Annotated in this window: 12 protein-coding genes; all 12 read right to left on the bottom strand. The window is 47.5% G+C overall.

What is annotated here, in order from left to right; translation table 11 throughout:
* The 12 genes from fliM to EMM73_RS07190 all read right to left on the bottom strand — a co-directional run bounded on the left by fliM (position 1) and on the right by EMM73_RS07190 (position 13,823).
* Positions 1-1,089 carry a flagellar motor switch protein FliM gene (gene fliM, locus EMM73_RS07135; RefSeq protein ID WP_127685753.1) on the bottom strand — a complete coding sequence of 363 codons (1,089 nt, stop codon included), beginning with the start codon at positions 1,087-1,089 and terminating at the stop codon, positions 1-3.
* A 12-nt stretch (positions 1,090-1,101) separates the two neighbouring features.
* Positions 1,102-1,629, bottom strand: a complete 528-nt coding sequence (gene fliL / locus EMM73_RS07140) for a flagellar basal body-associated protein FliL (RefSeq protein ID WP_127685754.1) — start codon at positions 1,627-1,629, stop codon at positions 1,102-1,104.
* Between the two features lie 171 nt (positions 1,630-1,800).
* Positions 1,801-3,741 carry a flagellar hook-length control protein FliK gene (locus tag EMM73_RS07145; RefSeq protein WP_127685755.1) on the bottom strand — a complete coding sequence of 647 codons (1,941 nt, stop codon included), beginning with the start codon at positions 3,739-3,741 and terminating at the stop codon, positions 1,801-1,803.
* A gap of 126 nt (positions 3,742-3,867) precedes the next feature.
* Complete coding sequence (fliJ, locus tag EMM73_RS07150) at positions 3,868-4,308, bottom strand: flagellar export protein FliJ (RefSeq protein ID WP_127685756.1); 441 nt, start codon at positions 4,306-4,308, stop codon at positions 3,868-3,870.
* Positions 4,309-4,311: 3 nt separating this feature from the next.
* A complete protein-coding gene (gene fliI / locus EMM73_RS07155) occupies positions 4,312-5,649 on the bottom strand; it encodes a flagellar protein export ATPase FliI (protein ID WP_127685757.1) in 1,338 nt (445 codons plus the stop codon).
* Positions 5,650-5,697: 48 nt separating this feature from the next.
* The gene (gene fliH, locus EMM73_RS07160; protein WP_127685758.1) at positions 5,698-6,501 is read right to left on the bottom strand and encodes a flagellar assembly protein FliH; all 804 of its coding nucleotides are present in this window, start codon (positions 6,499-6,501) and stop codon (positions 5,698-5,700) included.
* Positions 6,502-6,523: 22 nt separating this feature from the next.
* A complete protein-coding gene (fliG, locus tag EMM73_RS07165) occupies positions 6,524-7,558 on the bottom strand; it encodes a flagellar motor switch protein FliG (RefSeq protein WP_127685759.1) in 1,035 nt (344 codons plus the stop codon).
* The gene (gene fliF / locus EMM73_RS07170) at positions 7,551-9,269 is read right to left on the bottom strand and encodes a flagellar basal-body MS-ring/collar protein FliF (protein WP_127685760.1); all 1,719 of its coding nucleotides are present in this window, start codon (positions 9,267-9,269) and stop codon (positions 7,551-7,553) included. Before fliF ends, fliG begins: the two co-directional genes overlap by 8 nt.
* A gap of 16 nt (positions 9,270-9,285) precedes the next feature.
* Entirely contained in the window at positions 9,286-9,621 is a 336-nt protein-coding gene (fliE, locus tag EMM73_RS07175) for a flagellar hook-basal body complex protein FliE (protein ID WP_127685761.1), read from the bottom strand.
* Positions 9,622-9,788: 167 nt separating this feature from the next.
* Entirely contained in the window at positions 9,789-11,144 is a 1,356-nt protein-coding gene (locus EMM73_RS07180) for a sigma-54-dependent transcriptional regulator (protein WP_127685804.1), read from the bottom strand.
* A complete protein-coding gene (locus EMM73_RS07185) occupies positions 11,131-12,249 on the bottom strand; it encodes a sensor histidine kinase (protein WP_127685762.1) in 1,119 nt (372 codons plus the stop codon). Before EMM73_RS07185 ends, EMM73_RS07180 begins: the two co-directional genes overlap by 14 nt.
* A 122-nt stretch (positions 12,250-12,371) precedes the next feature.
* Positions 12,372-13,823, bottom strand: coding sequence for a sigma-54 dependent transcriptional regulator (locus EMM73_RS07190; protein ID WP_127685763.1), 1,452 nt, complete (start codon positions 13,821-13,823; stop codon positions 12,372-12,374).
* Between the last annotated feature and the right edge of the window lie 47 nt (positions 13,824-13,870).

The raw sequence follows: 13,870 nt of genomic DNA on the forward strand, positions 1-13,870 counted from the left end.
TTATCTCCCCCCACGTTCAGATAAGTTTAAATCCGCTTCCAGTTCACTGATATCTGCATCGCTGTCCAGACGTCGGCCGCCTTTGGTGAACACATGCATTTCTGATTTCACGGATTCAGGTCGTTTAATTTTTTCAATAATCTTCAAGGCAATATTGTCTCTGGAACGCCCCATTTTTGCTCTATAGGTTGGCAGGTCTTCAATCAAGACTGTAATATGATCGGGCATTTCTACCGGAATAATGTCGCCTGCCTGTAAATTCATCAATTGTTCCAACGTGACCTCTACATCCAGCATTTTGGTGGTCAGATCAACTTTGACATCCATGATTTCATCACGTAATGCTTTACTCCAGCGTAAATCAGTGTCTTCTTTATCGCTTTGTACACCGGCATCCAGCAATTCCCGAATAGGCTCCAGCATCGAATAAGGCAAGGCCACATGGAAATCTCCACCACCGCCGTCCAGTTCGATATGGAAGGAGCTGATAACAACCACCTCAGTAGGACTGACAATATTGGCCATGGCAGGGTTGACTTCGGAATCCAGATATTCAAAGGATACGTCCATGACAGGAGCCCAAGCCTCTTTGTAATCTTCAAAGATTAGTTTTAGCAACATCTGGATGATGCGCCGCTCTGTTGGAGTAAATTCACGGCCTTCAATCTTGGCATGGTATCTGCCATCGCCACCGAAAAAGTTATCCACCAGAATGAATACCAGTCTTGCTTCCATTGTAATAAGGCCAGTACCTTTTAAAGGACGGAACCTCACCATGTTTAAACTGGTTGGAACAAAGAGAGTGTGAACATATTCGCCAAACTTAATCATTTGCACGCCGTTAATCGACACCTCAGCAGTACGACGCATCATATTGAACAAGCTAATCCGCATGTGACGGGCAAAACGTTCGTTGACCATCTCCAACGTGGGCATACGACCACGCACAATACGATCCTGGGAGGAGAAGTCATATTCGGTCGCAGAGCGCCCGCGACCGCCGCCACTTTCCTCGACCTCTTCTTCTTCGACGTCATCGACACCATGAAGTAGCGCGTCAATTTCGTCCTGGGACAATAAATCAGTCAAGCTATTGCTCTCTTATTGCATCACAAAACCAGTGAACAGTACTTCTTCCACTACGTTACTGCCAGCCACACCCGTTAGGGCTTCCTGCACATCTTTCAGTGCTTTTTTCTTTAAGTTCTCTTTGCCTTCAACAGTGATCAATTCTTCCGCGTTACTGGTACTGAAGTTACGTAACAGGGTACTTTCAATCAGAGGAATGTGCACTTTAGCTGCTTCTTCATTGTTAGCGCCCCTGACTAACAGCTGCACTTTAATTTGTACCAGACGATCCTTAGACGCACCAGGAACATTAAAGATAAAAGGCCGCGGCATACTGACATACAAAGCAGAGCCCATGGTGGCCGGGGCATTTGCGTCTACAACAACAGCAGCTGCTTCCGCACCTTCTTCGGCCACTTCAGGCTCTGGTGTACCACCTGACATCATTAGCACAGCAACCACAGCACCAACGGCCAGCACGACCACTGCCCCTATGATGATCAACAACTTTTTCTTTTTTGCCTGGCCATCGCCAATTTCTAAGTCTTTATCCGCTGCCATTTTTATTCCTTACCCCTAGAGATGAAGCCGTATTATTGACCTCGCGATACATCAAAGGCAATCTCTAACTGAACATCTGCCGCTTTTCTGCCCTTCGCTAATAAATCTGTATATTTATCCACCAAAACTTAGTCTCTGAGACTTTGGCAATAGCCTTTGTATTCGGACCAATCAAGCGTAATAATCCACCACCCGATCCGAATTTGTTGTCGCAACAGGTGCTGGGGCAATCAGTTCATCTGCAACGCCATTAGCAGCTCCACCGCCACCCGCAGCGCTTCGACCACCGCCCTGACCCGAAGAAGACTGGTTTTGCTGTTGTACCGATCCCTGGCTAAGTTCAATACCTTGCTGCTGTAACAATTCCTTTAGTTTTGGCATTTGTTGTTCCATCAACTCTTTGGCATTGCCTTGTTGCACCATAAATTGCACTGACATTTGATCCTGCTGCAGATTTATTTTAATTTGCATCGAGCCTAATTCAGAGGGATCGAGACGGATTTCAGCAGTATGCACTTTGTCTTTTACCATCATCAGCATTTTTTCTTTCAGCTGATTTGACGCTTCAGGCTGCAGTAAACTCAATTTTTGTCCAAGCACATCTATTTGCTTTTGGTTCTGCTCCGCAATAGGTTCACGCCCCGTCACAGGAAGAGCAGACTGAGTTTTTTCGAGACTGGATTTCAACTGGTTGCTGAATGAAGAGGCCTCTGTCACGGCAAGACTGTTACCTTTTTGCTGTTCAATGCCACTGCGTAAGCTTTCCGCTTTATTCTGTTGCTCTGAACCATCAGATGAAGCCGCAGATCCCTGTTCAGAGTCTTCCGGCGTCGACGCCGCCTGAATTTGCTTTAAGGCCTCCTCAGTGGTCAGTTTGGAGTCTGAAGTTTTAGAGGGCTGAACCGCAACAGCTGCAGCGCTTTGCGTCTGAGTTATGGTCTTAGGTTCAGTAGCAAAAACAGCAGCTATACTTTCCCGCTCTGTATCTGCTCGCTCTGTATCAGGTTCTGCATCCAATGGCTGCTCGGTTTGATTCAAAGTGCCAGTAAGCACTTTAGCTAAAGTTGACTGCTCGACCTGAAGCTGAGTTTTATTCGCAGCGACCAGCGGCGATGTTTCTATCGGTGCTGTATCCCTATCTACGTTCTCAGCAACCCTCACTCCTTTTAATGTTTTGTCATTCGATGCTGATGTTTGGCTCTGATCGTGAGCAGACTCTTTAAAAGTTTTACTCAGGCTGATATCTGCAGTCTCTTTCGCTTCTGCAGAGGTTGCTGACTGATTTATTGCTGATTCTTGTTGTGTTTTTCCAGATAGCTTTTCAAGAAGTTCCGTCACTTTCTGTTGATCCGCTGCAGTCTCTTTATTTACCCCCAGCAGAGATTTTGCTGGGGCAGCAGAAGCTTCTCCCTGAGCGCCTGTGGTCAGGCTTTTAGGCACTATCGTCTGCTTCATAGTGGAACTGAGCTGTTCAGCGTTTTGTTCATCCAGCGTTACTCCAGTTAACTTTAGAGCCCCCTGAGCGCCCTGTTCGTCTTTCCTCTGTACCGACGTCGCTACAATATCAGCCTCTGTTACTGCTGTGGCTGTCAAAAGTTTGTCCTGCTCAGAACCCTGACCAGGGCCTGGTTTATCCACCCGGGCTTCGGGATCCAGCCTGGTATCAGCCTTTGCTTTTTCAGCCTTAACTAAACGATCGTGTAAACCTTTTGCTTTTTCCAACAACTGAAACCAATGAGATTGGCCGGCTTCGGCTGCCTCTTCCGACTGAGGCTCTTCTTCCGTATCAACAAGTAACCGCACCTTCTCTTCATCAGACTCTGTTGGAAGCGTTACTGTTATTGAGGTTGCATCACTTGGTGGCTCAGTCCCCACCTGATGCTTGTTTTCGGCAGACTTTTTGAGTTCCGCGGCATCAGAGGCAGTATTCTGCCGGGGGTTAGCCGGGTTCTTTGCAGATCGATCTGGCGCTTTACCATTCACTTCGGCAGCTAAAGTAGCAGCAAAACTTTGCTCCTGTTCGGTTGATCCCCCGTTAGACAAGGTAGCTTGTGATTTTGCTGCCGGGGCTGGCTCAGAGCTGAGCCTTGTCATTGATAATAATTCAGCCATCTGTTACTCCGATCCGCAACCTGGCAGCCTGATGCTGCGATTATTTGTTTATGCCTGCCATCAACAACGAAGCTGATGCTGTCGCCAAGCAGATAATGGATAAGACATACAAAATACGAGCCACACTTAACTAACTCTGCGGAAAAATTGTTGAGTAGCAATTTCATCCAGCATTTTTTGCTCTTGCCTGTCCGCTTTGTGTTGTATTTCAGTGAGGTCCCGTTCAATCAGGATTTCGAGTGCCTTGCGTTTTTTCTGCATAGCCAGCAGCTGCGACAGGCGTTGTTCAGCAGTAGCTTTGGCTTGTTGCACATATTGCTGCTGCGCTGTTAAGGCCGCATCGAGCTTACCGATAAAATTCAAATACTGATTAAAGTTACGGCTGGCCATGCCTTCCTGCCCACGACTTTGGGTTTGTTGCACATACTCCACACGGTAATCTGCCAATCCCTGATATTTTTGTTGCATGGATTGGTAGTTTTGCACGGCAGCTCTGTATTGTGCCTGTAACTTATCCTCTTTTTCCTGCTGGACTTTCACCAACAACTGAAGCTGTGCTAAAGCCATAACTTAACGCCCCATAGTCGCTGGTAAGAGTTTATCTAATTGCGTCAGACTTTCGTCGTAAGGCACAACATCCTTCATCTCTTGTTGCAAAAAACCACGGATTTTTGGCATCAGAGTGACAGCAGCATCTAACTGCGGATCGGCACCTTTCACATAAGCGCCTATAGAGATTAGATCTTTGCTTTGCTGATAAGCGGCGTAGAGTTGTTTCACCGCCCTCGCCAGCTTTTGATGCGCCATGCTGGTTACTGCAGGCATAACCCGACTAATGGACTTTTCAATATCTATGGCAGGAAAATGACCACTGTCGGCTAATTGACGTGATAACACTATATGGCCATCTAAAATAGCGCGCGAAGCGTCTGCTATCGGGTCCTGTAAGTCATCACCTTCAGACAGTACAGTATAAAACGCAGTGATCGAGCCCTGCCCAACAGCGCCGTTGCCAGCTCGTTCAACTAACGCAGGTAGTTTGGCAAAAACTGAAGGTGGATAGCCTTTGGTGGCAGGAGGTTCACCCACTGCCAAAGCAATTTCCCGCTGTGCTTGTGCATATCGGGTAATTGAATCAAGCAGCAGTAATACATCCAAACCTTGCTCACGGAAATATTCCGCAACTTGCACCGCAGTTTCGCAGCCTTTTAACCGCATCAAAGGCGATACATCAGCCGGAGCTGCCACTACAACTGAACGTTTACGGCCTTCTTCTCCCAGAATTTCATCAATAAACTCTTTCACCTCACGGCCACGCTCACCAACCAGCCCGACGACAATAACATCCGCTGCCGTGCCCCTCGTCATCATGCCTAAGAGGACAGATTTACCCACGCCGGAACCCGCAAACAAGCCCATACGCTGGCCTTTGCCGACTGTAATAATACTATTGATCGCACGCACACCGACATCAAGTGGCGCATGAATAGGCTGGCGTTGCAGAGGATTAATAGGAGGCTTTTTCGCACCGCCAAATTCCTGACTTAAAATAGGACCTTTGCCATCCAGAGGTTTACCAGCTCCGTCAATCACCCGGCCGAGTAATGCCATGGTTAAAGGAACACCTTTAAAATCAGACAAAGGCGTTACTTTGGCACCTGGCACCACGCCTGATACATCGTCTTTGGGCATCAGAAAAATACGGTCGTTGGCAAAGCCGACCACTTCAGCAAACAACTTGCCAGATGCAGTTTCTACATGACATGTCTGACCTATGGCCGCAGTACAGCCTGTCGCTTCCAGCGTTAAACCCACCACACGCACCAGGCGCCCAGCCAGATTAGGTCTGCTTTTTTGGATATGTTGCAGCTGCTGTTTCAAATTGGCGGCTAACTGTGACGATGACATAAGGCTAAAACTCCGAAACCAAAGCCCGCTACCAAGCAAGGCTTACTCTTATTCGGCAGTATGCAAGAAGTGCTCCAGACTGCTTTGTAATCTATGTTTTATGCTTCTATCCATCGACGACAAGGGGGTTTCCAACAAACAGCCACCTCGTTCAATACTGGGGTCCGGCCGCAATTGCCACTGCTGCTGCGTCAATTGTTCAGCACTGTAATGTTGCTCTATAACGGCTATGTCCTCCGGATGCAGCTTAATGAGAACCTGCTCGGCTTGCATAGGTAACACCGAAGTCGCATCAGAGAGTGTTTTTAAAATCACTTGAGGATTGGTTTTCACCTCTACCGCAATCACAGCTTCTGCCATTGCCAGACAAAGTTGCAATAGTTGTTGCTCTACCTGTTGGTTAATTTGCGCCAAAGGCTGCTGCAATTGATCAAGTAAAGCGGCGAGCTCCTGTTTTTTCTGTTCTATTTCTTCAGAGGCTTGTTCTAAACCCAGTTTTTTACCTTCCGCCTGACCTTGAGTTAAACCATCAGTACTGCCTTGTTCGCGGCCTTCTTCGTAGCCTTTAGAGAAACCTTCTTCTTTTCCATGAGCAAACCCCTCATCGAACGCGGCCTGGCGTATTTGTTCAATGTCCTCTGCGGTTAAAGGTTTGATCTCAAGTTCAGTATCCTCTGGTGTAGCTACAGAAACCGTCGATTTTGCAGGCAGTGTTTTGTTCAGCGCATTGGTTTTACCAGCTTGCACTTTTTTATCTGAGCTCAGCTCAGGACTGGGCCAACGTTTGAGTATTTCAAGCAACTCATCTGTTGGCGCAAAAGGTCGTTTGGTTAGAAAAGGATCCATGGTCATACAACGTTACTCCACAATCCTGTTACAGGAAGTCTTCACCACCACCACCACCGAGCATAATTTCACCCGCATCAGCCAAACGGCGGGCAACTGACAGTATATCTTTTTGCGCAGCTTCCACTTCGCTGACACGAACAGGTCCCATGGCTTCCAAATCATCATTCAATAATTCAGCCGCACGTTTGGACATATTTTTCAGGATTTTTTCTTTTAAGTCGGCGTCTGCACCTTTGAGTGCTTTCATCAGCGCGTCCTGCTGCACTTCACGCAGAATGGCTTGGATAGCTCTGTCGTCAACGTCTATCAGGTTTTCAAAGACAAACATCAGATCCTGAATTTGTTGCGCCATTTCTTCGTCATGTTCACGAATAGAATCCATCAACTGCCCTTCAACATTAGTGTCGAGGTAGTTCATGATATCGGCAGCTGCTTTTAAGCCACCCATTTTGGCAGCCTGAGCACCAGCTTGACCCGCAAACTGTTTCTCCATGATTTCGTTTAATTCTTGCAAAGCGGCAGGTTGTACCTCTTCCAGATTGGCAATACGCATAGTTAAATCCAGGCGCACTTTTTCCGGGAACTGCGACAAAATTTCGGCCGATTGCTCTGGCTCTAAGTACGACAATACAATAGTTTGGATCTGCGGGTGTTCATTACGGATAATGTTCGCCACCTGTTTCGAGTCCATCCATTTCAGTGAATCCAAACCTTTGGCGCCACCACCCAAAATAATCTGATCAATTAAGTTAGAGGCTTTTTCTTCACCCAAAGCAGCGGTCAGAGCCCGGCGGATAAAGTCCTCGCTCTGGAAACCTATGGTGCTGAAATTCTGAATTTGTTCAATAAAAAGCCGATGCACAGCTGAGATTTTTGCCTGGTTCAGATCATCAATCTGCGCCATCGCCATCCCCACCTTTTGCACTTGCTTGGGCTCAAGGTGTTTTAAGATCTGTGCTGCATCCTCCTCTGACAAACTCAACAACAGGATGGCGGCTTTCTCCACGCCATCTAATTTGGTTACGTCAAAGCTCGGCTTGGTGGTTTCAACATTACTCATCTTCGGCTAACCAATTTTTAACGACCAGTGAGGACAATTCTGGCTCGTTGGCCACCAGGGCACGAACCGCTTTTAACAGGTCTTCATCACCATGTAAGTCTGGTAGCATCAGGGTACCATCTGCAGCAAAACCAACAGATTTTGAATCAAACTCACGGGTTAACATATCCAGAGTATCATCACCCAAATCCAGGCCACTGCTTAATGACGACTCATCATAGGCTTCCTGCGTATCTTCTGGGTAAATCAGTTTCTTCAGCATAGGGCGAACCACAGCCAATATCAGCACTATGATTATCAAGGTACCCATCACCAGCTTCAGCATACGGGCAAACCATTCCTGCTCGTAAATAGGCGGCTCGACTGCTTCAGCTAATATACTGCGGGCGAAAGGCACAGACACTACTTCTATAGTATCGCCCCTTTGTACATCAAAACCAATACCACCTTGCAATAACCGCCGGATATTAGCAAGTTCAGCCTGAGAGCGGACCTGAGGTTCAGTCACAGTACCATCAGCAGCAGTAGAGCCAGGTAAATAATCTACAGCCACAGAGACACTGATCCTGCGAATCACACCAGATTGCTGCGTCGAATGGCTTATGGTTGTATCTAACTCATAGTTACGGGTCATTTCTTTGGTATTACGACCTGGTACTACGGCTTTGCCAGCGTCAGCTCCGACAGCTTGCTCTGGAATAGCGCTGTTTAATGGCGGCTGATTGGTCAAGGCTCCAGGTATACCTCCTAGTCCACCGCCTACACTGTTTTCTTCAATGCTCATTTCGCTGCGCACTGCTGGTAAATCGGGGTTAAAACGTTTCTGCGTTTGCTCAACGGCAGTGAAATCCATCAGCAAGTCGACCTGAGCTGTGTAGTTGTCGACGCCCAGCACCGGCATCAAAATTGAGTCAATTTTCTGACGATACTCTTCTTCGCGAGCACGCTCCATCTCATATTCTTTGCGGCTGCGCGCCGAAGAGGCATCTTGTGAGCCGCTATTGAGTAAACGACCATTTTGATCAGTAACAGTAACGCGGCTTGGCTCAAGCCCCTGTACCGCAGAGGCGACTAAATCAACAATAGAATCAACTTCTCCCTCTTTTAAGCTTTTACCACCCCGAACCGTGACCATGACGGTTGCTGAGGGTTGTTTTTCACGGCGGGCAAAAATGTTCTCTTTCGGAATAGCAAGTAATACCCGGGCTGAAGCTATGCTTTGAAATTGCTCTATAGTGCGGGCTAGTTGCTGTTCACGACTATGCTTTAACCGCTCCATTTCTAAACGCTGACTGACACCAAAACCGCTGTCCTGCATCAGAATTTCATCACCAGTGGTTTGCTGTTGCTGTAAGCCGGCGCGGGCCAGTCTCAGTTTAATGTCCTGGTATTCTTTACCAGAGACCATGACAACCTGACCTTCCAGCTTGTACTCCACTTTTTGGCTGTCTAAATAGTCCAGCGTTTCGATCAACTCTTTAGTCTCAAAGGTCCCTAAAGGACGCATATCAGGCTCTCGGGCCCACAAAATAATCAGCACAGCTAATGCTATACAAATAGTCAAAGCGACGATCAGACTGATTTGCCGCACCATATCGGTACCGCCGCCCATAGAGCCAAGGAAGCCGGATTTCTGTTCTTGTTGCACCGGAGTGCTGCTGCCAAAATCGTCTGATGAAATTGCCAGTTCAGTTGAGGTACTCTCTGCCACGTTTTAACCCCCCGCCTTAGACCGGCATCGACATGATTTCTTTGTAAGCTTCGACTAACTTGGTGCGCACCTGCACTGTAGCTTCAAACGCCAATGAGGCTTTTTGCCCTGCAATCATGGCCTGAGCCAGCGAGACTTTGGGGTCGCCCATTTCAACAGCTGTCGAAAGCTGACGACTCTCGCCCTGCAAGCCATTCACTTTATCAAGCGCGCCTTTGAGCATGGCGGAAAAATCAGATTGGCTACTATTTTGCTCAGGCATAGCCGGAATGGCCAATTCAGTAGACACGCTTCGGGCTTGTGAAGCCAGGGATTGAAGTTCCTGATAGAGACTATGACCTTGAATATTCATCTGCTGAGACCTGTCAAAATATTGCTACTACTAAGATAAGTAAAAATAAAGCAGGGATCGTGCCACAATTAAATAGAATAAAATCAGCATGTTACAAGCGAAGATAGGGTCCTATCACATTGTTAACAGTTCACAATGTGATAGGACCCCATTTTTGTTGGAATTTTTTAGGCAGGTAACTGAATACCGGACTCGCGCATTCTGGCCAGTTTGTATCTTAACGTTCTGGCGCTGATACCCAAACGCTCAGCCACTTCTTTTCTGCTGTTCGCACAGGCTCGCATAGTTTCCAGAATAATACGATGCTCTTGCTCATAGATTTCAGATTTAAAAACACTAACATCCTGCTCACTCGTCAAACCAAAAGAGCTATCCGCTATGCTATCCATCATAGTTGGAGCTGACTCCAGCAGAATATCAGCTGCATTGATCTGAGCGCCATCACAAATAATCAAAGCCCGTTGCACTATATTGTCGAGCTCCCGCACATTGCCAGGCCAGTAATGCTGCATCAGCTTGTGCTGCGCAGCCTGACTTAATCTGGGCAGAGGCATGCCTGTACTGCGGCAATGCCGCTCTAGTAAATGCATCGCCAGTGGCACTATATCAGCAGGGCGCTCTGCCAAAGCCGTCCAGGTCAGTGGAAATACGTTCAGCCGGTAGTATAAATCTTCCCGAAATTTGCCATCAGCTACAGCCTGTTTCAGATCTCTGTTGCTGGTCGCTATGACTCGTACGTCCAGCTTGATCACTTTACGCGCACCTAAACGTTCTACTTCGCGTTCTTGCAATACCCTGAGTAATTTTGCCTGCAGGTTTAAATCCATTTCACTGATTTCATCTAACAAAATAGTACCTTGCTGAGCCTGCTCAAACTTACCTGGGCAAGCCTGTATAGCTCCGGTAAAAGCGCCTTTTTCATAACCAAACAAGGTTGCTTCGAGCATGTTTTCCGGAATTGCAGCACAGTTAATAGCTACAAAAGGACCGTCAGGACGGCCGCTTTGTTGATGAATGTAGCGAGCCAATACTTCTTTACCTGAACCACTGGGGCCCAGCACCAGCACATTGGCGTCAGAGCGGGCAACTTTTGCGGCAAGTTTTACCAGCTGTTTACCTTGTTCAGAATGCACTATAGGTTCGACGGTCGCGACTTCTGCACCTAAGGCGTAACGACTAACCATATTGACCAGCACTTCGGGAGAAAATGGTTTCGCCAGATAGTCTGCAGCACCATGACGAATGGCAATGACCGCATCGTTAACATTGGCGTAAGCCGTCATCATCAGTACGGGCAAAGACGGATAATTCAGTTTTACCGTTTTAAGCAAATCCAAACCAGACATAGTGCCCATTTGAACGTCACTGATCAGTAAAGAAATTTTATGCTCTTTCAACAGCTGCAAAGCCTGTTCAGCACTTTGAGCTGGAACCACCTGATAATTGGCCAGACTCAGCGTGTCACATAATGCTTCGCGTAAGCCTGCATCATCCTCTACGACCAAAATACTAGTTGTTTGCATCATTTAACTCCTGACCTGCACTCACAGGCACATAGACTGGCAATAACAATTCAAAACGGGCTCCTCCCAGAGCTGAGGGGCAATAACGGATAGAACCGTTGTGGGAGTGAGCAACAGCTTGTACCACGGCAAGTCCAAGCCCAGTGCCCTGGCTGCGGGTGGTGAAAAAGGGTTCGAAAATTTGCTGCTGTAAATGCTCTGGTACACCTGGACCGTTATCTTCCACTGCAATAACCACTTGCTGTGGATTTGTATCATGCAGCCGGGCCTCTAGCCTTAAGACCGCGCCTTGACCTATGATTTGCATACTGTTCTGTATCAAGTTCTGAATAGCGCCGGCTAAGCTGCGGGTGTTGCCCAGAATTTGGACATCAGGTTCAGGCAATTGAACACTGATGTGGCTTTGCTGTTGTTCCACTAATGCTTCAACACCAGCGAAAACCTCGGTCAGCAGTTGCTGTAAAGACAAAGCTGCTACTTGTTGCTCTCGTCCTGCCCGGGCAAATAACAGCATGTCATTTACCTGTTGCTCCAGATCCACCAGACGAGCCACCAGCTTGTGCTGAAACAGCTGCCGAGACTGAGGATTGAGCTTAGCGCTGGCGAGGTTTTGCGCATAAAGTAAGGCGGAGGATAAAGGAGTACGGATCTGGTGCGCCAGCGAAGCCATCATTTTACCAAGCGTAGATAAGCGTTGCAGATGAGCCAATCGGCTTTGCAACTGGCGGGTTTCGGTCAGATCAGTTAACACAATTAACTGGCCAGCTTCAGGTTCCAATGAACTGATCGCCAACTTCACTCTTCTGCCATCTAATAAAGAAACTTCCATGCCGTCATCACTTCGAGGTCGGAACGAACGAGCTATCACGTCCAGCCAGCGCTGCCCAACCAAAGGCTCACCAAGTATAGAAATAGCGATGGGATTCGCCTCAGCGACATAGCCCCGTTCATCCAGCACTATAATGGCTGTAGGCAGGTTGTTGACTAAATGCTGCAGACGACGGGCCTGACGGGCTGCAGAAATGGCGGTCGCTGCAGCCAGGTCGGGCTGAGCTCGCGCCTGCATTTCTGAAGCAGGATACGCATAGGCTTTGGCTGTACTCATAACGTTTCTGCAAATGAATTGACACTAACCATTCAAATGCACAAAGCATGCCAAAGCAAAAAACATAATTAAACAAAATAAAATCAATGCCTTAGCAGGCCATTTTTTTGACAGTTATACTATTAGCTTTGGCTTTCATCCCGCATTAAATTGTATTTACGCATCTTTTCTACCAAAGTAGTACGGCGCAGGCAAAGGATTTCTGCCGCTCTGGCAACCACATAGTCGTGTCGTTCTAACGCCTGAGTGATCAGAGAGATTTCCAATTCAGACAGAAAGTCTTTCAGATCCAGGCCCTGCTCTGGTAAAACATCCATGGTCTGTTCGACAGAAAACCGCTGGTCTTCCGTACTGTCTTCCTCGTCGTCACTGCTTTGAAAGAGTTCATTAATGGCGTCCCGTTCCAGCAAGGCATCCGGATATACAGGGACATAGGTTTCGACGTCAAGATGACGGTATTTTTGTGGTAACTCGGCCACATCCACTACTTGATTCGGAAACATAATCGCCATACGTTCAACCAGGTTGGCCAGCTCCCGCACGTTACCTGGCCAAGGGTGCAACTTCAAACTCTCCAGCGCTCTTTCAGTAAATTTCACTTTGGCATGGCCTTGTTGCTCAGTGCGGATAATCAGCTCTTGCACCAGCAACGGCAAATCATCAGCTCGATCGCGCAGAGCCGGGGTTTCAATAGGGAATACATTCAGACGATAAAATAAATCCTCTCGAAAACGCCCCTCTTCAATCATTTGCTCCAAGGCTCTGTGCGTCGCCGCAATGATGCGAACATCAGCGCGGATTGGCTGGCTGCCGCCAACCCGTTCGTAAATCCGCTCTTGCAGCACTCTTAATAACTTCACCTGCATGGGCAGAGGCATATCACCAATTTCATCAAGGAACAGGGTACCGCCCTGCGCCAATTCAAAACGGCCTTTTCGGGTTGAAATAGCTCCGGTAAAAGCACCTTTTTCATGACCAAACAATTCGCTTTCTAACAATTCAGCGGGTATAGCACCACAATTCAGCGGCACAAAAGGACCCTGACTGCGATTGGATAATACGTGAATATTGCGGGCAACTACTTCTTTACCCGTGCCTGAATCGCCCAGAATTAATACATTGGCATCCGTTTTGGCAACTTGCTGAATAAGAAAGCGAACTTGCTGCATCGCCTGAGTCTGGCCAACCATACCAATAAAACGAGACTGTTCACACTGGCCTTTCTGGCCAGGTAATAAACGCTGGTACTCCTGGCAATCGCGCAGTAACTGAGTAAATGAAGCATAAGAGAAAGGTTCGGTCAGTAAGCCGACCACATTAGCCAAGCCTAAATGATGCTTCAGTGTTTCCCCTAGCAATAAAAAAGCGCAAGCGGGATAACGACGGATCAGCTGATCATGATCCTGACTGGACAAGGCTCCTAATAAAATCACAGCTTTCGAACCGGCATGTAAATGCTGATCCAACTCGTAGTAATCTAACAATTGATGAGCTTCAGAAATAAAACTCAGTACTGCGGCTAAACGAGAAGTTCGCTGTTCCTGCTGGTCAAGAATATAGAGCTTGGTGGTCATAAGACTCAGACTTGTAATACTTTTTTATCATTCTACAAAGCTTGTCT

It is taken from the genome of Rheinheimera sediminis (genome assembly GCF_004005375.1).
In the GTDB taxonomy this organism is placed as follows: Bacteria; Pseudomonadota; Gammaproteobacteria; order Enterobacterales; family Alteromonadaceae; genus Pararheinheimera.

Excerpts from the sequence above, each read along its gene's own strand:
- fliI (WP_127685757.1), bottom strand. The coding sequence starts at position 5,649 with ATGTCATCGTCACAGTTAGCCGCCAATTTGAAACAGCAGCTGCAACAT.
- fliJ (WP_127685756.1), bottom strand. The coding sequence starts at position 4,308 with ATGGCTTTAGCACAGCTTCAGTTGTTGGTGAAAGTCCAGCAGGAAAAA.
- fliH (WP_127685758.1), bottom strand. The coding sequence starts at position 6,501 with ATGACCATGGATCCTTTTCTAACCAAACGACCTTTTGCGCCAACAGAT.
- EMM73_RS07180 (WP_127685804.1), bottom strand. The coding sequence starts at position 11,144 with ATGCAAACAACTAGTATTTTGGTCGTAGAGGATGATGCAGGCTTACGC.
- EMM73_RS07185 (WP_127685762.1), bottom strand. The coding sequence starts at position 12,249 with ATGAGTACAGCCAAAGCCTATGCGTATCCTGCTTCAGAAATGCAGGCG.
- EMM73_RS07145 (WP_127685755.1), bottom strand. The coding sequence starts at position 3,741 with ATGGCTGAATTATTATCAATGACAAGGCTCAGCTCTGAGCCAGCCCCG.
- fliE (WP_127685761.1), bottom strand. The coding sequence starts at position 9,621 with ATGAATATTCAAGGTCATAGTCTCTATCAGGAACTTCAATCCCTGGCT.
- EMM73_RS07190 (WP_127685763.1), bottom strand. The coding sequence starts at position 13,823 with ATGACCACCAAGCTCTATATTCTTGACCAGCAGGAACAGCGAACTTCT.
- fliL (WP_127685754.1), bottom strand. The coding sequence starts at position 1,629 with ATGGCAGCGGATAAAGACTTAGAAATTGGCGATGGCCAGGCAAAAAAG.
- fliG (WP_127685759.1), bottom strand. The coding sequence starts at position 7,558 with ATGAGTAATGTTGAAACCACCAAGCCGAGCTTTGACGTAACCAAATTA.